The sequence below is a fragment of the Tractidigestivibacter sp. genome (genome assembly GCF_057241865.1).
In genome coordinates this window covers 167,929-194,372 of record NZ_DBHHPX010000001.1, presented here as the reverse complement: position 1 = coordinate 194,372, position 26,444 = coordinate 167,929, and the positions used below count along the sequence as shown (strand labels likewise).

Sequence of the window (26,444 nt, the reverse complement as noted above, 5' to 3'; positions counted from 1 at the left end):
CCTACTCAATGCCGAGCCTCTCCGAGAGCTCGAGCCACTCGTCCTCAAGCGACTCACGAGCTGCCAGCGCATCGTCAACCGCCTTCTGCGCAGCAACAAGCTTCTCGTAGTCAGTAGGATCGACCTCGGCAAGCGCCGAGCGACGCCGGTCTGGCTCTCCTTCGGTCTTCTCCAGTTTCCGAGACACCGCATCAAATCGCTTTTTTAGTTCACGGCGTTCTTGGTTCGACAGCCCCGCGCCCTGCGCGCCTCCCGAATCGCCCGACGTGGCCGGCCCTTCCGTAGCGGAGTTTCGCGAAGCGCACTCCGCGGAGGAAGGGGCTGCCACGCCCCCCTGCGAGTCGAGGAGGTCGAGGAACTCGTCTACGCCGCGCGGGCAGTGGCGCACGTGGCCGCCAAGCAGCGCGTGCTGGTCGTCGGTCACGCGCTCCATGAGGAAGCGGTCGTGCGAGACCATGAGCAGGGTGCCCGGCCAGGTGTCGAGCAGGTCTTCGAGAACGGCAAGCATGTCGGTGTCGAGGTCGTTGCCCGGCTCGTCAAGCACCAGGACGTTGGGCTCGTCGAGAAGCACCGTGAGCAGCGCCAGACGGCGGCGCTGGCCGCCAGAGAGGTCGCGCACGAAGTTCGTAAGCTCCGAGCGCTCGAACCCGAGGCGCTCCAGGAGCTGCGTGGGGCTCTGCGGCTTTCCGTCCACGCAGTAGGTGCTCTTGTAGCGCGAGAGCACCTCGAGCACGCGCCAGTTCTCCTTCTCCGAGAGCGTGTCCAGATGCTGCGACATCCAGCCAAAGCGCACGGACTTGCCAATGCGCACGGTCCCTGAGGTGGGTTCGAGCTTGCCGGTCATGACCTTGAGCAGCGTCGACTTGCCTGCACCATTGGCGCCCAGAATGCCAAAGCGGTCACCGGGACCAATCGTCCAGGTGATGTCGTCGAGCACGCGCGTGCCGTCGTGGTAGGCAAACGAGACGTCCTTCATCTCGATGACCTGCTTGCCAAGCCTGCTTACGGCAAGGCGCTTGAGCTCGATGGTGTTTCTCAGCGGTGGGTCGTCGGCGAGGAGGGCACGGGCGGCCTCAACGCGAAAGCGAGGCTTGCTCGTACGTGCCTTGGCACCGTGCGCGAGCCAGTTGAGCTCCTTGCGCAGCGTGTTCTGGCGACGCTCCTCGGTGGATGCGGCCATGCGGTCTCTCTCGACGCGCTGCTGGATGTAGGCCGAGTAACCGCCGTCGAAAGGCTCGATCTCTTGGTCGTGCACCTCCCACATGTGCCCGCAGACCTCGTCCAAGAACCACCGGTCGTGCGTGACCACGAGAAGCGCCCCCGCACCCTCGGGCCAGCGGGTCTTCAGGTGGTCCGCCAGCCAGCGAATGGCGTGCATGTCCAGGTGGTTCGTGGGCTCGTCCATGAGGATGACATCCCAGGTGCCCACGAGCAGGCGAGCCAGGTCGCAGCGGCGACGCTGGCCTCCGGAGAGCGTGCCTACCGTTGCATCCCAGTCCACGTCACCCAAGAGCTCGGAGATGATCTGGCGAACGTGCGGTTCAGAGGCCCAGACGTAGTCAGGGACCCCCCCTACCACGGCGCGACCTACGGTCCAGTCATCCTGAAGCTCGTCGTCTTGGCCGAGAAAGCCAACGTGAATGCCGTTTCTCCAGGTAACGTTCCCCGCATCGGGCTCCAGACGGTGTGCGATAAGCTCGAGCAGCGTCGACTTGCCGTCGCCGTTTCTGCCCACGACGCCTATCCGCTCGCCTTCATTAATGCCAATGGTCTGGTTGGAAAGCACGGGCTTGCCAGGCCATTCGTGCGAGAGGTTCTCGCAGCCTATGAGAATCCCCATCAGTCTTTCCTATCTCCACGGGCAATGCCTCTGAGAAGCGCAATCTCGTGTGCATAGCCTTCAAGCTCGTTGGGCGTCTCGAGAACCATCGGCAGGCCGCGGAGCCGAGGGTTTGTCACCACTGCGCCAAACGTCGAGAGGCCGAGCGTCCCTTGGCCGATCTTCTCATGACGGTCCTTGTGGGAGCCGAGCGGATTCTTCGAGTCGTTCAGGTGCAGGGCACGAAGGCGCTCCAGCCCAATGACGCGGTCGAACTCGTCGAGGACCCCATCGAGGTCAGAGACAATGTCGTAGCCGGCATCTGCCACATGGCAGGTGTCAAGGCATACGCCGAGAAGGTCCCCCTCGCGGGTGCCCTCGATGATGCGCGCGAGCTCCTCGAAGCGAGAACCCACCTCGGATCCCTTGCCCGCCATGGTCTCCAGAAGAACCGTCGTCTTCTGGCCACGGGCCAACACTTGGTCGAGCCCCTCGCAGATAAGGCGTATTCCCTCGTCAATGCCCTGACCAACGTGACTTCCAGGATGGAAGTTGTAGTAGTTGCCGGGCAGCTCCTCCAAAAGCCTGAGATCTCCTGCCATGGCCTCGCGGGCAAACTCGACCGTCTGCGGCTTGGCGGAGCAGAGGTTCATGGTGTAGGGGGCATGTGCCACAAGCCGGCCAAAGCCATGCTCGCCAAGGATGGCGAGAAGACCCGCGATGTCTGTGGGGTCTGGCGTGCGAGTGCGGCCACCCCGGGGATTTCTCGTAAAGAACGCAAACGTGTTGGCACCAATCTTGAGTGCCGTCTCCCCCATCTGGGTAAAGCCGCCCGCCACCGAAAGGTGGCAGCCAATGGTCATCTTTCCGTGGCCCGTCTCGCTCATGCGCGCTCCCCTGTCACGAGCAGGGCAACCTGGTCACAGATGGCGGTGGCCACGCGGCCGAGCGGAAGCGTGTCGAGCTGCTCGGTTCGATTGGGCCACACGAAGGCGATGCGGCTCGTGTCTGCGCCAAACGTGGAGTCCGGACGGGACACGTCGTTGGCCACGATGAGGTCGCAGCCCTTGCGGGCAAGCTTGCCGCGGGCGTTCTCCAAGAGGTCGTCCGTCTCGGCGGCAAAGCCCACCACCACGCGGTCACCCTTCGTTCGAGAGAGATCGGCGAGAATGTCTGCCGTCTGGACAAGGCTCAGCGTACTGAGGTCGTCTGCGCCCTTCTTGAGCTTGCGTGTGGCGAAGGCCGCGGGTGTGTAGTCCGCCACCGCGGCGGCACAGATGGCCGCATCGGCATCCGCAAATGCACCTAGCGCAGCGTCGTGCATCTCGGCGGCAGAGACAACCGGGACCACGTCCACGTCACGGGGAGCCTCGAGTCCAACGGGGCCCGAGACCAGCGTCACCGCAGCGCCACGACGTGCCGCCTCGCGTGCGATGGCATAGCCCATCTTGCCCGTGGAGGCATTTGCGATGTAGCGCACGGGGTCGATGGCCTCGTGCGTGGGCCCGGCCGTGATCACGAGCCTCATGCCCGCCATGTCCCGTTGCGCAGGATTGAGGGCGTCAAGCGCGGCGGCGGCAATCTCCTCCACCTCGGCAAGCTTGCCCTCGCCAATGTCCCCGCAGGCGAGAAGGCCTGACTGCGGCTTCACAAAGCGCACGCCGCGAGAGAGCAGCTTCTCGATGTTTGCCTGGGTAGCGGGGTTTCTCCACATGTGGACGTTCATGGCGGCCGCCACAAGCACCGGACAGTGCGTCGCTATGAGCGTGGTGGTGAGGCAGTCGTCGCCAATGCCTGCGGCCATCTTGGCAAGCACGTTTGCTGTTGCGGGGACAACGAGCACAAGGTCTGCCCAGTCGGCAAGGAAGATGTGCGGAATCGCGGAGTCGGGGTAGCTGTAGAGGTCATCGGCTATGGGATGCCCCGAGAGCGCCTCAAACGTGGGTGTGCCCACAAAGCGCTCCGCGTCAGCCGTCATGGTCACGCGCACGTCACAGCCGGCATGCTGCAAAAGGCGCATGACCTCGACTGCCTTGTAGGCGGCGATGCCACCCGTGACGGCGAGGACGACGTGAGGTGCCGTGGTCCCTGTTGTTGTCTCGATCACTTGCCCTCCCCCTCGCCATAGGGGTCGTCCACGACGAGGATGCGGTGGCAGTAAGGGCACTCGGCAACGGCATCACCGTGGGTCAGGTCGTGGAACGAGGCCGGCTGAAGCTTCACGCGGCAGATGGAGGGGACGTTACCCACGAGCCTCTCGACGGCAAGGCCCTTGAAGCGCTTGCGCGCAGCCTCGTAGCCGCTCATGTGCCGAGCAGAGATCTGGGCAACGACGCCCTTGCGCTCCTCGTCAAGCGTCACGATCCTGTGCCGAATCTGGGTGCTGCCCTTCTCGAACGACTTCTTCTGCGCCTCCTCCTCCTCGTCGAGGCGCTCGAGCGTGAGACGCGCGTTGCTCTCGGCGCGCCCTACCTTCTCGAGGTCCTCGTCAAGCCGCACCCGGTTGTGCTCGAGCTTCTCGACCTTCTTGGCAAGACCGGTGAGGTGGGCCTCATAGTCCTGGATCTGGCGGTACCCGTGGCTTCCCGAAGCCGCCTCTGCCTTGACCTCTTCGGTGCGAGCGCGGTAGCGCTCAAGGTCTCCCTGGTTCTCAGCGATGAAGGTCTCGAGGTCCTTGCGCTGACCCAAGATCTTGGTGAGTTCGCTTTGGACTTTCTTGCGTGCGCGGGCAATGGCCTGGACCTTCTTCTGCTGCGGCATGGCTGCGAGTGTCGAGGCGAGGCGCAGCATGTCGAGGTCGATCTCCTGGAGTCTGATAAGCGCCTGTGCTTCTGTCATGGGTCCCTCGTCTTTCTGTGGTGGGTGGAGTTTATTAGCTGCGCCGTGCGGCGACTTGCGCGACGAGCGAGACAAGCTCTGTGGCAAACGCATCGAGATTGGCCTCGGGCACGCGCTCGTCAAAGGAGATGCGAAGCGATCCGAGTGCCGAGTCACGGCCGATGCCCATGGCCGTAAGCACATGGCTTGCGCCAAGGGATCCAGACGAGCATGCCGAACCCGCCGAGACTGCAAAGCCACGCTCGTCAAGGCCCAAGACAAGGGCCTGCGAGTCCACGCCCGGCACCATCACGCTTACCATGCCGGGAAGGCGAGACCCATCGACGACAGCCGTGGTCGTGGGCGCAATGCCTGTTCCCTCGGCGCAGATGCGCTCGTAGAGCCTATTGGCGCGCGCGGCAACCACGGGTTGCGTGGCAGCCATGGCGTCACAGCATGCACGGGCGGCCGCCGAGAAGGCCAAGGCACCGCGAACGTCTTGCGTGCCAGCCCTCCTGCCTGCCTCCTGCCGCCCGCCAAAGGAGAGCGGGGCCAGGGGCGTGCGCCCACGGACGAGAAGCGCGCCCACCCCCACGGGCCCGCCGAGCTTGTGCGCGGCAAGGCTCACGGCATCCGCCTGGGCAACGTCGAGCGGGACATGGCCAAATGCCTGGACGGCGTCCGTGTGAAAGACTGCCCCACAGGCGTGCGCGGCGGCCGCGAGCTCGGCAACCGGCTGGATGACACCCGTCTCGTTGTTTGCGCTCATGACGGAGACGAGGGCGCAATCGGGGCCGAGCGCCTCATTGAGAGCGGCGGCAGAGACAGCGCCATCGCGGCCGGGCTTCACGAGGGTGACCTCGAAGCCGTTGCCTCTCAGGGCGCCCTGAACGTCGAGCGCGGAGTCGTGCTCGATGGCCGAGAGCACCACGCGCGTGCGCCTGCGGTCGCGCTGGCGTGCGCCACGGGAGATCCCCAAGAGTGCGAGGTTGTTCGACTCGGTGCCGCCTGACGTGAAGACGACATCAGAAGGACGAAAGCCCCCGCCCGCACAACGTACGATGTCCCGACGAGCGCCGTCGAGCGCCCGCGCGGCCTCACGGCCGAGCGTGTGAAGCGAGTTGGGGTTGGCACCGGCAATGGGCGACTCCTCGTAGGCTCGCTCGGCAGCAAGCGACTCCTGGCGTGCGGGAGCGCTTGCAGCATAGTCGAGGTATACGGTTGTACGTGCGGTCACGCTTCTCACGCTCTCCTCGTGAGCCCGGCTTCGCCGGCCTCAGTGATCTTGTGGATGGCCCCGCTGCGGTCTTCCCTGCCAAACACGGCGCTGCCGGCAACGAGAAGGCGCGCACCTGCGGCGCAGACATCACCTGCTGTAGTGGGCGAAATGCCGCCATCCACCTCGATGATGGGGGCTACATGGCGCTCGTTGCACATGGCCCTGACCTGGCGGACCTTACGCAGGGATCCCGGGATGAACTTCTGGCCACCAAAGCCGGGGTTCACCGTCATCACGAGCACCAGGTCAACGTCTTCGATGATGGCGTCAAGGGCCGAGACGGGAGTGCCGGGGTTAATGGCGACGCCGGCCCTGGCACCCCCCTCACGAATGAGGTTGGCAAGGCGGTTGGCGTGAGCCGTTGCCTCGTAGTGGAAGGTCACGATGTCGGCACCAGCGGCAAGGTACTCCGGAACCATCTGATCGGGGTTGGAGATCATGAGGTGGGCATCAACCGGGATGTCGGTTGCCTCCTTCACGGTCGCAAGGACGCCGGGACCAAACGTGAGGTTGGGAACAAAGTGGCCGTCCATCGCGTCGAAGTGCACGTAGCCTGCCCCCTCGATAGAGGCAAGCTCGTCTGCAAGGTGTGCCAGGTCTGAGGAGAGGATGGAAGGTGCAACCTGGACGTTATGCTCTAGCATTGGCTCTCCTTTGGCGTGATATCTCTCTCTTCCATACCATAGAACTCCACGCGTGGTGCGCGCGTGAGAAGCGTCTCCATGGCTTCGTCGATGGGACGGCCCTCAAAGAGCACGGCATGCACCGCCTCCGTGATGGGTACTTCGATGTCCCGCTCGCGTGCGAGCTCGAGGACCGATTCCGAGGCTGGTGCACCCTCGACCACCATATGCGTGCGAGCCTGGTACGCCCCGAGCGACTCACCGCCGACAAGCGCTCGGCCAAAGGACCTGTTGCGCGAGTGCTCGGAGGTGCAGGTGACCACGAGGTCCCCCATGCCAGCGAGTCCCATGCACGTCATGGGGTTGCCACCAAGCGCAGCCACCACGCGACCAATCTCGGCGATGCCGCGGGTCATGAGAACGGCAAGGGTGTTATCGCCCATGCCCAGGCCGCTTGCGATGCCGCAGGCGATGGCTACCACGTTCTTGACGGCCCCGCAGCACTCCACGCCCCGTATGTCGTCGCTCACGTAGGCCCTGAAGGCTGGGCCGGCAAGCAGGCCCTGAAACCAGGCAGCCGTGGCGACATCCTCCGAGGCAACGACTGCGGCCGAAACCATGCCCTGGCAGATCTCCTCAGCGTGGTTTGGCCCCGAGAGCGCCGCCACGCGAGTGGGGTTGCCCAGCTCCTCAGAGGCCACCTCATGCATGAGCAGGTGGGAGCCCCGTTCCATGCCCTTGGAGAGCACGAGCACGCGCGCGTCGGCATCGAGGTGGGGTGCCAGGCCATGGCAGGTCTGCCTCAGGTAGGCGGATGGCGTAGCCAGTATCGCGGCATCGACCCCACGCACAGCCTCGCCAAGGTCGCTTGTTGCGGTGACGTTTGGCGCAAGCTCGTAGTTGGTGAGGTGGTTGGGGTTCTTGCGGTCCCGGTTCATGGCGTCGGCCGCCCGAGGCGTGCGCGCCCACAGCACAACCTCGCCGACGGCAGGTGCGACAAGGCCCGTCATGGCCGTGCCCCAGGAGCCCGCACCCATGACGGCAACGCGACTCACTTGGACTTCCCCTCGTCGTGGTGGAACGAGAATCGCTTCTCCTCGTGATGCAAGAGCTTGTGGATGTTGCCGCGGTGGGCCCAGACAACGCATGCTGCCACGACGAGCATGGGGGCTACCGCCACGGGGCTGTAGCCCAGCACGATGGTCCAGATGGGAAGCGAGACCGCCGCGCAGGAGCTTCCCAACGAGACGAAGCGTGTGGGCAGCGCAAAGACCAGAAACACGGCGAGAAGCCCAAAGGCAATGCGTGGGTCAAGGCCCAGCGCCGCGCCAAAGCCAACCGAGATGCCCTTGCCGCCGTGGAAGCCAAGGTAGGGAGAGAAGACATGTCCCAGCACGCAGGCGCCGTAGACGCAGGTGAGAGCCCAGTCAAAGGGCTGGCCCGGAGCAAGCGTTGCCGCGTCGGCAAAAGAGGCCGAGAAGGCCCAGGTGGCAAGCCCCGTGCATGCCCATCCCTTGCTCGCATCAAGCAGAAGGGTGAGGCCTGCCGCCCATGCTCCTATGGAGCGCCCGACGTTGGTCGCACCGATGTTGCCCGAGCCCGTGTGACGCACGTCAACACCGCGGGAACGGGCGATGAGCATGCCAAACGGTATGCCGCACACAAAGTACGCGATGGCGCATGCGACGAGCGTAGGTATTACGAGTTTCACTTGTTCCCCTCAGACTTTTTTCGGAAGCGAAGACGGATCGGCGTTCCCTCGAGGTCGAACCTCTCGCGGATGCGGTTCTCGACGAAGCGTTTGTAATTGTCGTCCACAAGGTCGGGCGCATTGCACCAGATGGTGATGACCGGCGGCCGGGAGCCCGTCTGCGTGACGTACTGCATCTTGAGGCGACGCCCCTTGTCGGAGACCGTGTGGCCTCCCTGCCGAACCTCCTCGAGAAGGGCGTTGAGCTCGGAGGTGCGCAGCTGGCTCTCGCGGGCCTGGGCGCAAGACATGGCCAGCCGGAGGGCCTTGTCGGTGGCGCGGCCGGTCAAGGCCGAGATGTTCACGTACGGGACCCAGGTCGCAAACTGCAAGCGCTTGTCGATGGAGGCCACCACGCGGTCACGCTGCGCCTCGGTCTCGATGAGGTCCCACTTGTTAAGGCAAAGCAGAAGCGCGCAGCCACGGTCGATGGCCATGGCGGCCACCTTCTGGTCCTGCTCGGTGACGCCATCGGTTGCGTCAACAACGAGGAGGCACACGTCGGCGCGCGCCATGGCCATGAGCCCACGCACCATGCTGTAATACTCGACGTCCTCGTGGACCAGGTTCTTCTTCCGCATGCCGGCAGTGTCGACCAGGCGAATCCTCTGGCCCTGCCACTCGATCATGGTGTCCACGGCGTCGCGGGTGGTTCCGGCCACATCCGAGACGATCGAGCGCTTCTTGCCGGCAAGACGGTTTGCGAGCGATGACTTGCCCACGTTAGGGCGACCCACGATGGCAAGCGAGAGGACGCCCTCCTCGGGTTCCATGTCCTCCTCGGCAGGAAGGACCGCCACCACATCGTCAAGGAGGTCACCAGTACCGTAGCCGTGGGTGGCCGAGAGGGGTCGGGGCTCCCCCACGCCTAGGGCGTAGAAGTCCCAGAGGTTGTCGTTCTCGGTGGCGGGGCTGTCCTTCTTGTTGACCACCAAAAAGACGGGCCTATCCTGTCTGCGGAGGATCTTCGCGACCTCCTCGTCCTCGTCCGTCACGCCGGTGGAGCCATCCACCACAAAGACGATGGCGTCGGCCTCCTCGGCGGCGATCATGGCCTGCTCCCGAATGCGGGGGGCAAAGGTATCCTTCGACTTGACCGACTCGATGCCTCCGGTATCAATGATCACAAAGTCGTGACCGTTCCAGTCTGCGTCGTGATAGGAGCGGTCGCGTGTGACACCACGACTCTCGTGCACGATGGCGTCACGACTCTGGATGATGCGGTTGACAAGAGTCGACTTGCCGACGTTGGGTCGACCGACCACGGCGACGACAGGCTTTGACATGAAGTGCTCGCTTTCTCTCGGCATATTTAGCACGTTTGAGCATATCACGACCGTGTGCGCACCTCATGGCCGGCTGGGCTCACCCCAAACTCTGCGTCACCGTGGAGAGGATGCTCTCGGGGTCCCCATGCGCGACGGCGGCCACACCACCACGACGGCCTATCTCCCGCATCACGTGGTCTTGGGTGTCTCCGTCAAGCGTCAGGTGGTCAAAGTTGAACATGACCTCAGGGAGGACGACAACGTGATTCGTGAGGAGCTCCGGCAGTTGCGCCAGGAGGTCTTGGGACACGATAAGCCCCGTGACGTTGACGTCGCCGCCAAAGTAGTCGTTGTGGATGGGGTATGCGCGTACCCGCCCCGAGGGGGACCACAGCTCGCTGAAGAAGGAGATTGCCGCTCGCGGGGCCTCGCCACAGACCACAAGGACGGTGATCTCGCGTCGGGCAAGCTCTTTCTCGGTTGCACCAAGCTCCTCCGCGTGGTCGCGGGCGACCACGGCGGATTCGTCCAAAAAGCTCCTAAGCATGCCGATGCCGTCATAGTATTGCGGGTAGCCATCATAGGCCTCCGCCGGGGGCACCGGCATATCTGCCGCAACGTAGAACTCGTCGGAGAGCTGGAAGCGCGTGATGCCCAGCCTGAGCCTCGCGCGTGCCTGGTAGGGTTCGATGAGCTTGACCACGGCTCGCGCTGCATCGGGATCGTCCGAGAATGACTTGGAGAAGCGACGCGAGAAGCGCGTGTAGCCAAGCGGCACCACGGCAAGCGACGTGATGCTGGGACGCTGCTCGACCCAGTCAAGGGTACGTGCGAGCTCGCTGCCATCGTTCACACCGGGGCAGAGCACGATCTGCGCGTGAATCTCGATGCCCGCCGCAAGCAGCCGCTCCAAGACATCGATGCCGCGTTGCGCATGGGGGCCGATGAGCGTGCGCCTGACTTCGGGGGATATGGCATGAATCGAGACGTTCATGGGCTCGAGGCGGTAGGTGATGATACGCTCGGCGTCCTCGTCTCTCACGTTGGTGAGCGTAACGAAGTTTCCCTGGAGAAACGATAGGCGGTAGTCGTCATCACGCAGGGAGAGCGACGGACGGGCATCTGACGGGAGCATGCTCATGAAGCAGAACTGGCAGGCATTCACACAGGTACGGATTCCGTCGAAGAGGACGTCAGTGAAGCCGATGCCCCAATCCTCGCCAGGCTTGCGCCAGAGCTCGCAGGCATAGGTGCCGCCGTCGGTAGGGTCGAACACCTCGAGCTGGCAGGATGCGCCGTCGGCCTCCCAGCGCCAATCGATGAGGTCGCGCAGCTCGTGCCCGTTCACGCTTTCGATGCGCATGCCAGGCTCGATGCCCGCCTCCCAGGCGGGGCTCTCGTCCTCGACGGATTGCACCCAGGCGCCCAGCGGGCGCTCACGCGTGGACGCGTAGTCTGCGCGATCTTTTGGCACGCCTACTCCCCTATCATCGACTCGATTGCGGATACCACGGCACGAATCTGAGATGACGGCGTCGAGGCACCCGCCGTGACGCCCACGAGCCCTACCCCTGAGAACCACGCAGCCTCAAGCTCGTCTGCGCCTTCCACATGATGGGTCTTCGGACACGCAGCCCGCGCGATCTCTGCCAAGCGCGTCGTGTTGGCGGAGTTGCGCCCGCCAATCACGACCATCACGTCTGCGCGTGCGGCAAGCTCGGCACAGGCACCTTGGTGCCCTGAGGTTGCCTCGCAGATGGTGTTCACCACACGAAGCTCCTCCGTGCGTGCGAGCAGTGCCGTGACGACCTCGGCAAGAAGCGCCGCAGACTGCGTCGTCTGCACAACGACACCGGTCTTGCGGGCGCGTGGGAGTGCCAGTGCCTCTTCCGCGGTACCAACAACAACGGCTCCCGGCGCATGGGCGAGCGTCGCTGTAACCTCGGGGTGACCCGCCTCGCCCACGATGACAACGCGGTAGCCCTCGGCGGCGAGCCTCTCGGCGGCACGGTGGACCTTCTTCACGAAGGGGCAGGTGGCATCAACGACCGATGAGCAGAGCTCACGTGCCTCGGCCTCAATGGCGGGGGTCACGCCGTGCGTACGGAGAACGAGCGCAGAGCCGGCCGCCTCGCGCGGGTCTTCGACCACCGAGGCTCCACGCGTGCCAAGGCTCTCGACCACGCGCGGGTTGTGGATGAGCGGTCCCAGCGTGCGAACGCGCCCCCGTCCGCCCTCGAGCGCATGCTCGGTCATCTCGAGTGCGCGCTCCACGCCGTAGCAGGCTCCGGCCTCACGTGCCACCTCTACCCTTGCCATGGCTACATCTTCCCCGGGTGCTCTTCGCGAAGCTCGTCACGAAGAGCGTAGACGGCGTCCATGCCGGCCTTCGACATGGCAGAAAGCTGGGCCTTCCTACCCTCGACGCCAAGGGAGTCCCAGGTAATGGGGTCTCCGGCCTTGAGCCAGACGCGAGAGAAGCGGTGCAGGTGGCTTCCCCGGCGCGTGACGTCTCGTGCGCCAACGATGGCTACGGGCTGCACCGGCGCATGGGCGAGCTGCGCCATGAGCGCATAGCCCTCATGGATGGTCACGGGCTCGTCGTCGCTCTTGATACGGGTACCCTCGGGATAGATCAGCACGCACTCCCCGCGGCCAAGGGCCGCTCGCGCGCGACGAACGGCCTTCATGTCTGCGGTGCCGCGCTGCACGGGAATGGCCCCGATACGCGTGAAGAACCACGTGACCGCTGGAGACTTGTCAAACTCGCTCTTGTAGATTGTGCGCACGCGAATCCCACGGAGCCAGAGCTGCACGACGATGATGACGGGATCGAGCATGGAGCCGTGGTTCATGATGATGACCCTCGGCGTCTTGTCGCCGACGAGCTTCTCCTTGTCCTCGACGGTCCAACGCCAGCGGAACTGGCTCCAAACAAAGCAGAGAAGCACTGCCAGACCAAGGATCGCACGAGCCGGAAGCGGGTAGTTCCTCATGCCGTTGTCGTAGTAGTCGTCAAACGAGTTGCCATGAAAGGCGCGCAGGCGTTTCTCAGCGCTCTTCTTCTGGGCGTTCACGAGCGGGGCTCCATAAGCGCCGCCTCAAGCCTGGGGTCCAGGCTGCAGATGGCCTTGACGACCTCGTCCACGCTGAGCGTCGAGGAGTCGATGTGGTGCGCGTCGAATGCGGGCTTGAGTGGGGCGGTCTTTCTCGTGGAATCAAGTTGGTCTCGGCGGTTGAGATCGTCGAGAATGCGCTTGACCTCAGTCGGGTCTGCTGTGGCGTTGGCGTCCTTTGCGGCGTCGCCCCCCTCGCGCTGAACGGCCCTGCGCAGGGCACGCGCAGCTGGGTCGGCCGTGAGGAAGACCTTCACGTCGGCCTTGGGGAAGACCACGGTGCCGATGTCTCTTCCTTCGGCAACGACGTTGCCTGTCTCGCCGTATGCGCGCTGCAGCTCAACCATGGCCTCGCGGACCTCAGGGATGGCGGAGACGGCAGAGACGTTGCGGTCAACCTCGGGCGTGCGGATCTCGGCCGTGACGTCACGGCCGTTCGCCGTGACGGTCTGGCCCTGGGGCGAGGTCCCAAAGGTGATGGAGGTCGTGCGCGCGACCTGCGTTACGGCCCCAGAGTCTGTGGGGTCGATGCCCCGACGCAGGCACTCTGCTGTGACGGAGCGATACATGGCGCCGGTGTCGAGATAGGTGAGGCGGCACTTCTCGGCGATGGCGTGGGCGACCGTGGACTTGCCAGACCCAGCAGGCCCGTCGATGGCGACAATCATGCGTCCTTCCTTCCCTTGACACCCCAGATGTCCCTAAGGTCGTAGGGGTTTTGCGTGGTCGAGCGTTCGATGACCTCCTCGGGTGCAAGGTTGAAGCCACCGAGGTAGAAGCTCTTGCCGTTGCAGGTGTAGTACGCCGAGCAGACGTTTGCCAGGTGTACGTTCCAGAAGCGGTCATACGGTATATCGTACATGGCCGCAATGAGTATGCGAGAGAAACCACCATGGGTGACAAGGGCGGTTCTGCCGACAAGCGGAATCAGCTCGCTCATGAGGTGGCGGGCGCGGGCAGTTGCGTGCTCAAACGACTCCGCTCCCGGTACGGGAAGCGAATGGCCCTCGTCGTCAAGCGGCCAGGGGAAGAGCGCGCGACCAGAGTTGCTCGACTCGAAGCGCGTGCCCTCAAGCTCACCAAAGTCAAGCTCCACAAGGTCATCATCTACGCGCACGGGGATGCCCAGGCGCTCGCCTGCCTCCTCGGCCAGGCCGCGGCAGCGCGAGAGCGGCGAGCACCAAATGCGCTCGGGGGCAAAGGCCACGAGCGCCTCCACGCCATGCGCGCGCTGCTCCAAGCCACGCTCAGTGAGGGGAACGTCCCTTCGCCCCGAGAAGAAGTGCTCGGTGTTTGCGGGTGTCTCCGGGTGCCTCATGACCAAGATCCGCTGCTTCATGCCAAAATCCACGCTAGCCATCCTTCCCTAGAGCGCTTGTGTCTCCAGCGCAGACGGCCTCTATGGCCGCGACCTCGTGCGGCATGAGCTCGCGCCAGTGGCCCTCCTTGACTCCCGTGAGCACGAGAGGCCCAAACGCATCACGGTGCAGGCGCAAGACCTTGTGGCCAACGGCCTGCAGCATCTTTTTTACCTGATGCTTCCGGCCCTCGTGGATGGTGAGTCCCACCACCGCATTGGGCTCTCCCCCACCGGTTCGGCCCGCGCCGTGTGGGGCCACCACCGCATAGAGGGGATCGCCCTTGGCGAGCAGCTCTGTCCTGGCGGGCGAGGCCGGACCGTCCTCAAGCATCACGCCGCGGCGCAGACGGTCGAGGTCATGGGCCGAGGGAGTGCCCGACACCAGAGCCACGTAGTGCTTCTCGATGTGGCGCGACGGATGGAGCAGGGCCTGGCCAACGCTGCCGTTCGTGGTGAACAAGAGGAGTCCTGTTGTGTCCATGTCGAGGCGCCCGACCGGGAAAATCCCAGGGTAGGTCTCTGTGGGGACAAGCTCTGCCACCGTGGGCCTTCCCTGTGGGTCGCTCATAGTGGTCACATAGCCTGATGGCTTGTAGAGCATGAGGTAGCGGGGCTTCTCGAGGATGCGGCACTCGATGCCGTCGACGCTCACCACGTCGGCGGCAGGGTCCACCTTGCTGCCCAGCTCGCTCACAACCTCGCCGTTCACGCACACGCGACCAGCTGTCATGAGCCTCTCGGCACCCCTCCTGCTTGCGACGCCGGCCCGTGCAAGAAAGCGCTGCAGGCGCATGGGGTAGAGCCCGTCCTCGCGCAGCGGGTCACTCATCGCTGGCATCGCCCCCTGCGGCATCGGTGGCGCTATCGGTGCCTACCTCAGGCGCCTCCTCCTCGGCACCGTCGCCCAGAAGCTCGCGCTCGTCATCGATGTCATCGGACGTCTCCTCAAGGGTCGACTCGAGCGAGCGACCCGAGAGTCGCTCGCGAATGAACTGGCGGGACTGCTCGTCGGGTGCAAAGTCCTCGAGCGGAGGGAGGTCGCGGATGCTTCCCAGCCCAAAGCGCTCGAGGAAGGCGCGGGTGGTGCCAAAGAGGATGGCCTGCCCATGCTCGGCATCGTGGCCAACCTCGCGTACCAGGCCCTTCTCGCGCAGAGAAGCAATCACGCCATCGGAGTTCACCCCGCGCACCGCGCGTACGCCCTCGCGCGAGACGGGCTGGTGGTAGGCAATGACGGCGAGGGTCTCGAGCGCGGCCTGCGAGAGACGGCGCTGGTCCCATGAGAGGACGTAGGCCGCAACCTGGTCGTGAAACGCGGGATGCGTGAAGAGCCGCCACCCGCCGGCCACCTCGCGCAGCTGGAAGCCGCGGTTGGCATCGGCGTACTCGGCGGAGAGCTCGGCCAGGGCCGAGGCCACGTCCCCCGGTGCTGATCCCGTCGCCTTTGCAAGGTCGATTGCCGAGACGGAGTCGTCCGACACGAGGAGCAGGGCTTCAAGAAGCCCCCTCAGCGACCCATCCCCAAGCCTATCCAGACTCGCCATCACGCGTCCTCCCCCGTATCTTCGTGTGTCTCGCTGTCGTCCGTAGAAGCTCCGCGGCCAAGCTCGGTAAGGCCATGCGCATCAAAGCCCTGCTCGTCCAGCTCGTAGAGCACCGACTCGTCCAGCTCGTAGGGAGTGGCGCCCTCCACGTGCTCGAGGTCTATGTCACCAAAGTTGTGCTCCTGGTACATGCGCAGCTTATCCCTGTGGTAGAGGTCGAGAACCGCCAGGAAGTTCGCGACGATGGTCTCTGGTGCCTCGGATCCGTCGAGCAGGTCCGAGAAGGTCAGACAACCGCGAGACCGCGCCATGCGGTCGACCGAAGCCACCGTGAGCGCGATGGGAAGCCGCTTGGGTGCGATGTGCTCGGATTCCAGAAGGAAGGACTCGCGGTGCGCGTCGACGTCCGCGCAGATGACGGCAAGGCTTCGCAGCGTGATTCCCTCGAGATAGTCGGGCATGAGGTCCAAAAACTCAGGATCAGGGCCTACGGTGCGCGGCACCATGCGCGACTCCGCCTCCATACGGCTGCCCAGCGCCGCACCGGCATTGCGGAACTGCTTGTACGTGATGAGGCGAGCAATGAGGACCTCACGGGCCTCGTCGGGCGAAAGCCCCGCAAGGTCGTCACCCTCGTCCAGCCCGTCGCCCTCCATGGGGGTGGCGCGTGCGTTGCTGCCCTCGGGAACGAGCGCCGCCGCCTTCATGTCCAGAAGCGTCGAGGCAACGAGCAGAAAATCGCTTGCGACATCGAGGTCGAGGTCACCCATGCGCTCAACTTCAGCCAGATACTGATCGGCGACCTCGGCCACCGAGATGGAGCCAATGGCCACCTTCTGCCGGCTTACGAGCTGCAGGAGAGGATCGAAGGGTCCCGTGTACCCGTCTGTCTTCACATGCCAAGACATCGAACGCTAGGCCCCCATGAAAAGATCGTAGAGCGAGCCTGCCGTGGAGTCTAGAATCCACCCAAGGGGGTCTACGTTAAAGGCGTAGGGGATGAGGTAGAGCGCCACAACGAGGATGGGCATCGCATACTGTTGCACCTGGTAGTAGATACGGCGGGAGCGCTCGCTTCTAAAGAGCGGCGAGATGACCTTGGAGCCGTCGAGCGGGGGCAGCGGTATGAGGTTGAAGCACATGAGCATGAGGTTCACATAGACGTACGTCGAGAGGACCACGAGCGTCCAATATGCCACCTGGTACCAGGGATTCACGGCGAGCGCTCCAGAGTTGAGCCCCGAAGTGAACCCCCAATACGCGAGGCGGCAGACAGCTGCTCCGGCAAGCGCCTGCAGGAGGTTGCAGACCGGGCCGGCAAGAGCCACCAGCGCCTCGTCGCGGCCGCGCGTCTTGGAATCGAAGTTCATGGGATTGTAGGGCACGGGCTTTGCATAGGCAAAGATTGGCCCCCCAAAGGCACCCATGATGAGCGGAAGGATGACAGAGCCAAAGGGGTCAATATGTGCGGCAGGGTTAAGCGTGAGGCGCCCTGCGTTCTTGGCCGTGGGGTCTCCAAGCCGGTTGGCCATCCAGCCGTGGGCCACCTCGTGCGGAATGGCCGAAAGCATGACGAGGCCCACCGAAATGAGAATCGAGATGACGCGAGAGGTCGAGAACACGTCACACCCCTTTCTGACTAGATACGGTAGGCGGCCCTTGCGAGCAGCCAGTCTATGACAAAGAGCACAATGGCGACAAGGGCGAAGTCACCCCTGAAAGCTCCGCCCATGGGCGTGCGAAAGACGAGGAGGCCTTGGATGGGCTCCGGGACCATGCCGGTTGCAACGCCGTTGATGCCAAGGAGCGCCGTATGGAGCATACCCACATCGAGCGAATCGGCAATCACCAGGATGCAGAGGGCCACGGCAAGCACACGCGTGACGAGCGCGACCGCGCGCAGGGCAGCGCGAGCCCCAGGGCGTCCGAGGCTACGCATCGGCCTCGCCTGCCTCCATTGCCTCAGAGAGCTCAAGCCACTCCTGCTCGAGTGCGGGAATCTTCTTGGAGAGGGCATTGTACTCGCTCATGCAGGCATTAAAGCGGTCGGTGTCGTTGTAGAGCTTCTCGTCTGCCATGAGCGTCACGAGCTCGTCGTAGCGGTCGTGAGCGGGACCCAGGGCTGATTCCACCTCCTGCAGACGACGCTTTGTCTTGCGTAGCGCCTTGCTTCTGCGGTTGCGCTCCTCGGCCTCGGCACGGCGCTGCTCCTTGGTCTTAACGTTGCGGCCGCCTGCGGCCCGCTCGGCGGGCTCTGGCATGACCCGCGTGGTCCTTGCCGGTGCGGGCTGGTTCGCAGGCACCGCCTGTGCCGAGGCTGCAGCCTCAAGCTCGGCACGCTTGAACTGGTAGTACTCGTAGTCGCCATCGTAGAGCGTCACCTTGTGATCACGCACGTCGACCACTTTGTTGGCCACGGCGCGCACGAGGTGCTCGTCGTGGCTGATGAGCACAATGGTGCCCGGGAAGTGAACCAGAGCCTGCTCAAGCACGTCCACGGAGTCGATGTCAAGGTGGTTGGTGGGCTCATCGAAGCAGAGCAGCGGGTCTGGCGCCACAAGCATCTTGGCAAGGGCGAGGCGTGCCTTCTCGCCGCCAGAGAGCACCGAAACGCGCTTGTTGACGTCGTCTCCGTGGAAGAGGAACGCCCCTAGGAGGCGGCGCTCCTCAGAGGTGGTCCAACCCGGAGCCACGGCGTCCATCTCCTGGAGCACCGTGTTTGCCGGGTCAAGCTGCTCGAGCTGGTGCTGTGCGTAGTAGGCGCAGGTGACGTTCTGCCCGAGCTCGACTGCGCCCGAATCCGGCCCCAGGTGCCCGTTTATGAGCTTCATGAGGGTTGACTTGCCGGCTCCGTTGGGACCAACAAGCGCAACGTGGTCACCGCGGTAGAGCGTGAGGCCTACATGGTCGTAGACGTGGTTCTCGCCAAAGGACTTCGAGACGTCCTCCACCCTCACGACGGTGTCGCCTGTGCGTGGGGGCTCAGGAAAGAAGAAGTGCACCTTCTTTGAGCCCTCGGGCAAGATGACAAGTTCGCTTCTTATCTGCTCGATGCGACGCATGCGCTCCTGTGCCTGTGCAGCCTTTGTGGGCTTGTAGCGGAACTTGTCGACAAAGACCTGCATGTGGGCGATCTCTCGCTCCTGGGCGGCGCGCTTGGCGCGCATCTGCTCGAGGTTGTCCTCGCGCTGGTGCAGATAGGCGGAGTAGTTGCCCGTATAGGTAGCGAGGCGGCGGTTCTCGACAGCTGCCACGTGGCTCACACAGGCGTCCATGAACGAGCGGTCGTGGCTCACGAGAAGGACTGCGCCGTCATAGGTTGAGAGGAAGTGCTCGAGCCACTGGACACTCTCGAGGTCAAGGTGGTTGGTGGGCTCGTCGAGGAGGAGCAGATCGGGGTGACGCAGCAGCAGCTTCGAGAGGGCGATGCGCATCTGCCAGCCACCGGAGAAGTCCGACGCCGGCTTGTCGAAGTCCTCGATGGGAAAGCCGAGGCCACCGAGTATCTGACGCGCACGGGCCTCAAGCTCATATCCGCCTAGGCGCTCGAAGCGGTCTTGGGCGTGGCCGTAGTCATCGAGCAGGCGGTCAAGCTCGGGGCCGGGCTTCGTGGTCGAGATCTTGGCCTCAAGCTCCGTGACGCGGCGCTCCCACCCCTTGACCTCGTGGGCAGAGTCGACAACCTCCTGCAGGGCGGTCTTCTCGCCGTCAATCCTGGTTTCCTGCTCGAGGTAGCCGACGGTAGTCTCCTTGGCAAAGGAGACGGTGCCCTCGTCAGGGGTCTCTTGGCCCATGATGATCTTGAGCAGCGTGGTCTTGCCGGCGCCGTTGGGGCCAACCAAGGCCCAGCGCTCGCCCGCGTTGAGCTGGAGCGTTGCCTGCGAGTAGAGAACCCTGCCACCAAAAGACTTGGCGATCTTGTCTGCGAGTGCTATCACGTGAACCCCTCGGGATGCCAAATTTACCAAGGGGTGAGTATACGGTACACACGTGCAGATGAGGTGGGGATGGAGGCAACGTGCGGCGGGGCGGGAAATGGCCGCGGCTGGTATAACGTCCCCATGACGCCGTCGGCTCCCCTACTCCGCAACCGTAAGGTGAATCGCGAACCCAGCAATCTGCTGCTTGAAGTAGACGAGAAACGTCGACCCATCGGGATTGGTGACGCGCGAAGAATCGTCAACCTCAAGGCCACGCGCTGCAAACCACTTCTCAGCAGCAGCGATGTCGTTCACGTGGAAGCCAACGTGGCCCTTCTCCCCGCGCCCGCCGCGCTTCATGACCTCGACCAGGGTGCCGGCAAAGAAGGAGGGGGCCTTCTCGATGCGCGTGAGCCCCATCAGGGCCTCGAATTCCCCAGCGATACGGCTGGCCTCTTCCTCGTTTGCGGCATTGATGCCCACATGGGCCACGTGCATGTCGAAGAGCTCAACGGGGTTCTCAGCGTTCTGTGCCATTTGGTTTCCTCCAAGCGACGTGTGTGGGTGACTTGCCCACACCAAGGCTATCACCACGATGGCTCCCACAGTCACCGAGAAAAGAGACAGGCCGGACAACCAATGGTCATCCGACCTCTAAGGCAAATGGTGGGCGATGCTGGATTCGAACCAGCGACCCCATCCGTGTGAAGGATGTGCTCTACCCCTGAGCCAATCGCCCGTGCGGCTTGCTATGTTACCAAAACAAGCCGGCGGCGCAACCGAGAATTCTCACCTTCCCGTGATTGCTTCGCGAAGCATGAGGACGTAGGCGTCCGCGCCTTCGGGGCGCAGGTGCGTCCCATCGTCCCAGAAGTACTCGTCGTGACCCGCGCTCGTGGCGTACCAGTCGATGACCTCGCAGTTGGAATACTGGGCCGCCACCTGCCTGAAGAGGTCGTTGTTGAGGTCTTGCAGGGCGAGGGGGACGCGCGCTGTCACGAGGAACACCTTCTTGCCGGGGTCCACCGCCTCGACGAGGGCCTTGACCTGATCCTCGGTCGCCACGCCATTATTGCCAAGCGACCACACCACAATGTCGCCATCATGGCCTGCTGCAACGTCCTGCGTGTAGATATCTGGACCGTCGTAGATCTGACGACCCACGGTTGCGTCAATGTAGCCGTTGGGGAAGATGGTCTCAAACTGGTTGATGGCACCTGCCGGAACAGAGTCGCCGATGAGGATCACCTTTGCGTCGGTGGCACCGGTCTGTGCGTCTACGTCGTAGTTCACGTTGTTGATGGACGAGAAGGCCCCGTCGAATGCGGTCCTCTCAAAGTACGTGCCCGAGTCATCATAGCTCTCGAGACTCTCGGCCTGCTGGGTGAGAGCCGACTCCTGGCCGGCTGCCGCCGCCTGCGGCGTGTTTGCCGTCTCGGCGTCAAGCGGGACCAGCATGAGCACGAGGACCGCAAGCACGCCGATGCCCTCTATCACGAGCCTCGGTAGGGGCTGGGCAAGAAGTCCGCGCGTAAGCCTCGAGTGGGAGACGCCGCGCTGCGCTCCTGCCGCTCGGCCGCTAACGTAGGTGGGGACGGACGGGAGCGGGCGGACGGGCGCCGTTTCCAAGAGCCGATAGGACAGCTCCGAGAGAGCCGCAATGGCAGCAAACTCGAGGAGCCATCCCCACCAGGGCAGAGGCACTGTGTTTGTGACCGGGTTCAGGATGACCAGGAGCGGGTAGTGCCAGAGATACAGCGAGTAGCCACGCTTGCCGACCTCGGCCAAGGCCGGTGTCCCAAGGACGCGACCAACGAGCGTGGGATTGGAGCGAGACATGCATCCGACGATGAGCGCCGAGAGGATCGCGACAACGAGCATGCCGCCGCGGTACACAAAGTGGCTGTAGCCGTTAAAGGCGAACATCATGGTAACTATCACGAAAAGCGATGTCGCTGCAATGATGTCATAGGCGATGGGGAGGACGCCACGCTCTCGAAGCGCCGGGACAAGCCTCTCCAGGCGCACGCCGCGCCCACCGGTGGCGATGGCGAGAAGCGCACCGACAAGCAGCTCGGCCGCACGGGTGTCAAGACCGTAGTAGATGCGAGCCGTGTCTCCCATGGGATCAAAGAGCACCCACATGGCAATCGAAGAGAGCGCGATAAGCGCGCAGACCACATAGCACGCATGGCGTCGAGTTGGCATCGTGCGCGAGAGCAAAAGGAGCACCGGTGGCCACACGATATAGAACTGCATCACAACGCCGAGGTACCAGAGATGCGTGAGCGGAGAAGGCGCACCCGCCGCGGCAAAGTAGGACACCTGGCGCACGATGTAGTAGATGTTCTCGAAGAACAAAAGTGCCGGGAGGGCGTCGCTCTGGACCTTGGGGAGCAGGTAGGGTGCACGTATGGCCGCGAGGATAACGGTTACGCCGACCACGGCAAGCATGGCGGGCCAAAGCCTCACGGCACGCTTGAGGAGAAGATGCCCGTACTCGATCGAACCCGTACGCGCGACTTCGCGCTGGATGGAAAGCGTGAACAGATAGCCGCTTATCACGAAGAAGACGGTCACGCCAAAGAAGCCGCCCGGAAGCCAGCTTGGGTTGGCGTGGTAGATGACGATGCCGAGAATGGCTATCACACGAAGGCCGTCAAGCCCCAGCACGCGCCTCTTGCCCGAACGGGCGGCGGACGACCGAGAAGATGCGCCAGCGTTGGGAACCGCCAAATTGCCGCACCCACTGATTACCGCACGCTCCACGCCCACCTACTCTCACACGAATGCCATCGGAACAACACGGACAACGCTGCTTATTCTATGGCAAAGTAGTCCAAATGCTTATGACACTTTTCAGGCAGGAAATCTTGGCTGTGCCGTCCATAACCAGCATGACAGGGAGCGAGACCGCCATGCAGGGTGGCTGCACTGGTCGCAGTCTGGTCCCTAGGCGCCTAGACCCTCTCGACGCTCTTCTTTACGGCTGCCGTGGCGATAGTGACGAGAAGCGCAAGGACAAAGGCAATCACGCCGACCACGACTGGCGCAATCTGGCCGTCGGCAAACGCAACATCACCAGCGCAGAGAGCCCCGGCGACAACCGTGGCACCAGCAGATGGACCCATGAGCTTTGGCGCGCCTGAGGGAACATTTGCGACTCTCGCTCCGCGCGCACCCACGAGGATCGCGAACGCCGAGGCAAGGACAACGAAGAGGTCTGTGATATCGATGCCAAGGACTGCGAGCACGATACCCGCAACAACGCAGGCGCATCCTGCGACAAACGCAACTATTCCCGAGACCTTGAGCCGCTTAGCTTCTGGAGACATGTCCCACCCCTGTTCGACGATGCAAGCCGTACCCTTGGCTTGGTGACCAAACGTGGCTTGTATACCCAATAGAGAACCAAGGGTAACCGACCAGGCTTGCAACCCAAGGTCGATAAAACGAAACCAGGTCACAGCCGCAATGGCTGTGACCTGGAAATGTTCATGGTGGGCCCAGTAGGATTCGAACCTACAACCCAGGGATTATGAGTCCCCTGCGCTAACCGTTGCGCCATGAGCCCGTACGAAAAAGGGCGACGGCAAACGCCGCCGCCCTGAATGCATGGTGGAGAATAGGGGGTTCGAACCCCTGACCTCGTGACTGCCAGTCACGCGCTCTCCCAACTGAGCTAATTCCCCATGGGTTGGTGCGGGAATTACTATACCAGACGAGATTCATTGGTCAACAACTATTTTGAAAAAGCCGGTGATCGTCGAGAGGACAAGAAGAGGCCATTTGCGGGGCTTCGGACGGCCTTCCGTCCAAACCTTGCCGAAGGTCTTTTGCGGAAGACATGGGAAGCACTCCCTAGGCTGTGCCTGCTGGCGAGAATAACCGGTCGTGCGTACGCACGAACGCCACTTCTCGCCAGCCTGCCTACGTTTCCCGAGTTGGGTGAGAGGTGCCTGTCAACAGCTGAGGGTTGTGTGTACGCACGACCCCGGATTGCCGCCACCCGAGACCCTTTCAGAGGTGCAAATGGCAGAAGTCGCAGGTTGTGCGTACGCACAACCCGGATTTTCGGTCGCCGCGCGCCTTCCAGCCAGCCCCTACCAGCTCACCATGCCGTCAGTGATGTCGGCAACGGTCTCGGCACCGCACATCTCCATCGTGTTCGAAAGCTCGCCCCGAAGCTGGGCGAGATAATCGCGCACGCCCCGCTCTCCCCCACCGTACATGGCCACCACGAACGGCCGGCACATGAGGACCGCGCTCGCGCCAAGGGCAAGCGCGCGGAAGACGTCGATACCGGTGCGAATACCGCCGTCGACTAGCACGATGAGCTCCTCCCCGACGGCCCGCGCAATCTCGGGAAGCACGGTTGCTGTGGCCTCGACGCCATCCTGCACACGTCCACCGTGATTGGAGACCACGATGCCGTCGGCTCCGGCCTTGAGTGCCTTCTCGGCACCCCGCTCGGTCATGATCCCCTTGAGGACAAAGGGGGTATCCGCCGCGTGGCACGCTTTGGCGATCTCCCGCAGCTGCGAGACGCCCTTGGTCCCAGCAGGCGGCTGTTGCCCCTTGAGGAAGGGCAGACCGGCCCCGTCGATGTCCATAGCCACGGCCGCAGGACGGGCAGCCAGTGCAAGTTTCAGCTTGTCCCGCACCACATCTCTAGACCAGGGCTTGATGGTGCATATGCCACATCCATCAAGGCCGGAAATGGCACGACAGGCCCCCTCGTGCAATGACGCGGCGAGACCGTCGCCCGTCCAGCCCAGCGTGCCCGCTCCTGCCGCCGCCCGGAGCATGACGTCGTTATAAGAGTCCATGGTGTACTTGGGGCCGTAGTGGAGGTTCACGTCACCGAGCGGGCCCACCATTACGGGAAGGGATAGCTGCCGGTCGAAGAGCGTCACTGAGGTGTCTGGGACAAATGGCTCGTGAATCGTATCCATGTGCACCATCACCGACTGCCAGGCCTCGTAGTTGCGGATGGCCACCATCCCCGTACCCTTGGCACCTGGTCCCGGAATGTAGTTTTTGCAGGCCCTCCCATCACAGATGGGGCATGCCTTGCAGGCTCCCATCTGCCCGTGCGCCGCCTCCGCCAACTCTACGTAGCTCATGCCACCCATGGTGCTCCCCCAAATGCGAAAGGGGCCGCGGTTGTTCTGCGGCCCACATGCTGCTAAAGACAAGAGCTCACGCGCGCTCAGATGCAACGCGTGCCGAGAGAACCGATGCCACCTTGTCGATGTGGACCTCGGTCCGCTCGCCCGTCGCACGCACCTTGAGTTCGACGTTTCCGTTCTTGATGGCCTTCTTGCCGCAGACGACCTGATACGGGAAGCCCATGAGGTCCGCATCGGCAAACTTGACACCCGGGCGCTCCTTGCGATCGTCCACGACGACCTCCACGCCCCTCTCAACGAGTCCAGCGGCAGTCCTATCGGCCACAGGCCACACCACGTCGTCGCTCACGTCAAGGGGCACAACCTCCACCTCGTACGGAGCCACGGCCACGGGGAACGAGATGCCATGCTCATCGTGGTGCTGCTCGACCACGGCGGCAAGCATGCGAGAGACGCCTATGCCGTAGCAACCCATCTGGAGCAGGCGCTCCGTGCCATCGGGGTCGGTGTAGGTGGCTCCCATGGATTCGGAGTACTTGGTGCCGAGCTGGAACACCTGGCCCACCTCAATGCCGCGCGCCATGGAGAGAGGCTTTCCGCACTTGGGACAGAGGTCTCCAGCTTTGGCAGAGATCACGTCCACCCACTCTGCATCGGCAATCTGGAAGTCACGGCCAGGCTTGGCGTGCACGCAGTGGAAGCCCTCCTCGTTGGCACCGATGATCCACCACTGGGAGTCATGTAGCGACACGTCAAAGCACGCGCGCACCCCCTCGGGGAGGCCAATGGGCCCAATAAAGCCCTTGACCAGCCCAAACTGCGCGAATTCCTCCTCGGTCATCATGTGATACGCACCAAAGGCGTGTTCGGCCTTCACGTCGTTCATGTCGTGGTCGCCGGGAACAAAGCAGACGACCGGGCTCCCGTCGCCATCTACGAGCGCCAGCGCCTTGCGTGTAGCGCTCTCGGGAACGTGCAGGAATGCCGCCAGCTCCGCGATGGTGCCGCATCCTGGCGTCTCGAGCTTCTGAAGCTCGCCCCGCTCACCCTCCTCGAGCTGGACCGGTGCGGCTGCCGCCTCGGTATCTGCTGCAAAGCCGCACTCGTCACAGTAGGCGATCTCGGCCTCGCCAGCATCGGCCAAGGCCATGAACTCCACGGACGTGTCGCCGCCAATCTGGCCAGAATCTGCTGCCACGGGAAGCGCCCGCAGCCCCACCCGCTCGCAGATACGCGCATAGGCGCCCTTCTCGTCGTTGTAGGAGCGCTGCATGCCTTCCACGTCCGCATCAAAGGAGTAGGCGTCCTTCATGATGAACTCGCGGCCACGCATGAGCCCAAAGCGGGGGCGAAGCTCGTCGCGGAACTTGTCCTGAATCTGGTAGAGCGTCACAGGAAGCTGCTTGTAGCTGCGAAGCTCGTGACGGACCAAGTCGGTAAAGGACTCCTCGTGCGTGGGACCCAGCGCAAACTCGCGTTCGTGGCGGTCGGTCAGCCGCATGAGCTCAGGACCATAGGCGCTCCAACGGCCCGACTTGCGCCAGAGCTCGCCATCGGTGAGGATGGGCACGAGCATCTCTTGGGCGCCAATGCCCTCCATCTCGTCGCGGATGATGGCCTCGATCTTCAAGAGCGAGCGCCACGCAAGCGGCAGATAGCTGTAGAGCCCCGATGCAGACCTGCGAATCATGCCCGCTCGGAGCAGGAGTCGGTGGCTGGCAAGCTCCGCCTCGGCAGGGTCCTCCTTAAGCGTGGGCGCGTAGAGCCCGGTCATCCTTGCATACGTTTTCACGGTGAGAGTCCTCTCCCCCGGCAC

General features: G+C 63.6%; 25 protein-coding genes and 3 tRNA genes. All 28 read right to left on the bottom strand.

Annotation, left to right across the window (positions count from 1 at the left end; genetic code table 11):
• Position 1 precedes the first annotated feature (1 nt).
• The 28 genes from ACO59D_RS00915 to ACO59D_RS00780 all read right to left on the bottom strand — a co-directional run bounded on the left by ACO59D_RS00915 (position 2) and on the right by ACO59D_RS00780 (position 26,420).
• Complete coding sequence (locus tag ACO59D_RS00915; RefSeq protein ID WP_485125381.1) at positions 2–1,840, bottom strand: ABC-F family ATP-binding cassette domain-containing protein; 1,839 nt, start codon at positions 1,838–1,840, stop codon at positions 2–4.
• Positions 1,840–2,706 carry a deoxyribonuclease IV gene (locus ACO59D_RS00910; RefSeq protein WP_242622199.1) on the bottom strand — a complete coding sequence of 289 codons (867 nt, stop codon included), beginning with the start codon at positions 2,704–2,706 and terminating at the stop codon, positions 1,840–1,842. The genes ACO59D_RS00915 and ACO59D_RS00910 overlap by 1 nt, the downstream gene beginning before the upstream one ends.
• Positions 2,703–3,926 carry a bifunctional phosphopantothenoylcysteine decarboxylase/phosphopantothenate--cysteine ligase CoaBC gene (gene coaBC, locus ACO59D_RS00905; protein ID WP_485125380.1) on the bottom strand — a complete coding sequence of 408 codons (1,224 nt, stop codon included), beginning with the start codon at positions 3,924–3,926 and terminating at the stop codon, positions 2,703–2,705. Before coaBC ends, ACO59D_RS00910 begins: the two co-directional genes overlap by 4 nt.
• On the bottom strand, positions 3,923–4,657 hold the full coding sequence (locus tag ACO59D_RS00900) for a zinc ribbon domain-containing protein (RefSeq protein WP_485125379.1): 735 nt from the start codon (positions 4,655–4,657) through the stop codon (positions 3,923–3,925). Before ACO59D_RS00900 ends, coaBC begins: the two co-directional genes overlap by 4 nt.
• Positions 4,658–4,691: 34 nt before the next feature.
• The gene (locus tag ACO59D_RS00895) at positions 4,692–5,873 is read right to left on the bottom strand and encodes a cysteine desulfurase family protein (protein ID WP_130812096.1); all 1,182 of its coding nucleotides are present in this window, start codon (positions 5,871–5,873) and stop codon (positions 4,692–4,694) included.
• A gap of 5 nt (positions 5,874–5,878) precedes the next feature.
• The gene (gene rpe, locus ACO59D_RS00890; protein ID WP_485125378.1) at positions 5,879–6,559 is read right to left on the bottom strand and encodes a ribulose-phosphate 3-epimerase; all 681 of its coding nucleotides are present in this window, start codon (positions 6,557–6,559) and stop codon (positions 5,879–5,881) included.
• Positions 6,553–7,593, bottom strand: a complete 1,041-nt coding sequence (locus ACO59D_RS00885; RefSeq protein ID WP_485125377.1) for an NAD(P)H-dependent glycerol-3-phosphate dehydrogenase — start codon at positions 7,591–7,593, stop codon at positions 6,553–6,555. The genes rpe and ACO59D_RS00885 overlap by 7 nt, the downstream gene beginning before the upstream one ends.
• Positions 7,590–8,249, bottom strand: a complete 660-nt coding sequence (locus ACO59D_RS00880; protein ID WP_485125376.1) for a glycerol-3-phosphate acyltransferase — start codon at positions 8,247–8,249, stop codon at positions 7,590–7,592. The genes ACO59D_RS00885 and ACO59D_RS00880 overlap by 4 nt, the downstream gene beginning before the upstream one ends.
• Entirely contained in the window at positions 8,246–9,574 is a 1,329-nt protein-coding gene (der, locus tag ACO59D_RS00875) for a ribosome biogenesis GTPase Der (protein WP_485125375.1), read from the bottom strand. Before der ends, ACO59D_RS00880 begins: the two co-directional genes overlap by 4 nt.
• A 79-nt stretch (positions 9,575–9,653) precedes the next feature.
• The gene (locus ACO59D_RS00870) at positions 9,654–11,030 is read right to left on the bottom strand and encodes a DUF512 domain-containing protein (RefSeq protein ID WP_130812100.1); all 1,377 of its coding nucleotides are present in this window, start codon (positions 11,028–11,030) and stop codon (positions 9,654–9,656) included.
• A gap of 2 nt (positions 11,031–11,032) precedes the next feature.
• Positions 11,033–11,875 (bottom strand): 4-hydroxy-3-methylbut-2-enyl diphosphate reductase, encoded by an 843-nt coding sequence (ispH, locus tag ACO59D_RS00865; RefSeq protein ID WP_485125374.1) that lies wholly within the window; start codon positions 11,873–11,875, stop codon positions 11,033–11,035.
• A 2-nt stretch (positions 11,876–11,877) separates the two neighbouring features.
• Positions 11,878–12,633, bottom strand: coding sequence for a lysophospholipid acyltransferase family protein (locus tag ACO59D_RS00860; protein ID WP_130812102.1), 756 nt, complete (start codon positions 12,631–12,633; stop codon positions 11,878–11,880).
• The gene (gene cmk, locus ACO59D_RS00855; protein ID WP_485125373.1) at positions 12,630–13,340 is read right to left on the bottom strand and encodes a (d)CMP kinase; all 711 of its coding nucleotides are present in this window, start codon (positions 13,338–13,340) and stop codon (positions 12,630–12,632) included. Before cmk ends, ACO59D_RS00860 begins: the two co-directional genes overlap by 4 nt.
• Positions 13,337–14,032 carry a histidine phosphatase family protein gene (locus tag ACO59D_RS00850; protein WP_485125372.1) on the bottom strand — a complete coding sequence of 232 codons (696 nt, stop codon included), beginning with the start codon at positions 14,030–14,032 and terminating at the stop codon, positions 13,337–13,339. The genes cmk and ACO59D_RS00850 overlap by 4 nt, the downstream gene beginning before the upstream one ends.
• The gene (locus tag ACO59D_RS00845; RefSeq protein WP_485125371.1) at positions 14,025–14,861 is read right to left on the bottom strand and encodes a pseudouridine synthase; all 837 of its coding nucleotides are present in this window, start codon (positions 14,859–14,861) and stop codon (positions 14,025–14,027) included. The genes ACO59D_RS00850 and ACO59D_RS00845 overlap by 8 nt, the downstream gene beginning before the upstream one ends.
• Positions 14,854–15,576 (bottom strand): SMC-Scp complex subunit ScpB, encoded by a 723-nt coding sequence (gene scpB / locus ACO59D_RS00840; protein ID WP_485125370.1) that lies wholly within the window; start codon positions 15,574–15,576, stop codon positions 14,854–14,856. Before scpB ends, ACO59D_RS00845 begins: the two co-directional genes overlap by 8 nt.
• A complete protein-coding gene (locus ACO59D_RS00835; protein ID WP_485125369.1) occupies positions 15,576–16,484 on the bottom strand; it encodes a segregation and condensation protein A in 909 nt (302 codons plus the stop codon). The genes scpB and ACO59D_RS00835 overlap by 1 nt, the downstream gene beginning before the upstream one ends.
• Positions 16,485–16,490: 6 nt before the next feature.
• Positions 16,491–17,198 carry a site-2 protease family protein gene (locus ACO59D_RS00830; RefSeq protein WP_485125368.1) on the bottom strand — a complete coding sequence of 236 codons (708 nt, stop codon included), beginning with the start codon at positions 17,196–17,198 and terminating at the stop codon, positions 16,491–16,493.
• A 17-nt stretch (positions 17,199–17,215) separates the two neighbouring features.
• Positions 17,216–17,515, bottom strand: coding sequence for a hypothetical protein (locus tag ACO59D_RS00825; protein WP_485125367.1), 300 nt, complete (start codon positions 17,513–17,515; stop codon positions 17,216–17,218).
• On the bottom strand, positions 17,508–19,514 hold the full coding sequence (locus ACO59D_RS00820) for an ABC-F family ATP-binding cassette domain-containing protein (RefSeq protein ID WP_485125366.1): 2,007 nt from the start codon (positions 19,512–19,514) through the stop codon (positions 17,508–17,510). Before ACO59D_RS00820 ends, ACO59D_RS00825 begins: the two co-directional genes overlap by 8 nt.
• 141 nt (positions 19,515–19,655) lie before the next feature.
• Positions 19,656–20,033 carry a VOC family protein gene (locus ACO59D_RS00815; RefSeq protein WP_485125365.1) on the bottom strand — a complete coding sequence of 126 codons (378 nt, stop codon included), beginning with the start codon at positions 20,031–20,033 and terminating at the stop codon, positions 19,656–19,658.
• A gap of 127 nt (positions 20,034–20,160) precedes the next feature.
• A tRNA-Val gene (locus tag ACO59D_RS00810) sits at positions 20,161–20,235 on the bottom strand.
• Between the two features lie 50 nt (positions 20,236–20,285).
• A complete protein-coding gene (locus ACO59D_RS00805) occupies positions 20,286–22,265 on the bottom strand; it encodes an acyltransferase family protein (RefSeq protein WP_485125364.1) in 1,980 nt (659 codons plus the stop codon).
• A 191-nt stretch (positions 22,266–22,456) separates the two neighbouring features.
• The gene (locus tag ACO59D_RS00800) at positions 22,457–22,831 is read right to left on the bottom strand and encodes a hypothetical protein (protein WP_485125363.1); all 375 of its coding nucleotides are present in this window, start codon (positions 22,829–22,831) and stop codon (positions 22,457–22,459) included.
• Between the two features lie 163 nt (positions 22,832–22,994).
• Positions 22,995–23,070 (bottom strand) — tRNA-Ile (locus tag ACO59D_RS00795).
• A 42-nt stretch (positions 23,071–23,112) separates the two neighbouring features.
• A tRNA-Ala gene (locus ACO59D_RS00790) sits at positions 23,113–23,188 on the bottom strand.
• A gap of 411 nt (positions 23,189–23,599) precedes the next feature.
• Complete coding sequence (locus ACO59D_RS00785) at positions 23,600–24,631, bottom strand: alpha-hydroxy-acid oxidizing protein (RefSeq protein WP_485125362.1); 1,032 nt, start codon at positions 24,629–24,631, stop codon at positions 23,600–23,602.
• A gap of 67 nt (positions 24,632–24,698) precedes the next feature.
• Positions 24,699–26,420 (bottom strand): proline--tRNA ligase, encoded by a 1,722-nt coding sequence (locus tag ACO59D_RS00780; protein ID WP_485125361.1) that lies wholly within the window; start codon positions 26,418–26,420, stop codon positions 24,699–24,701.
• Between the last annotated feature and the right edge of the window lie 24 nt (positions 26,421–26,444).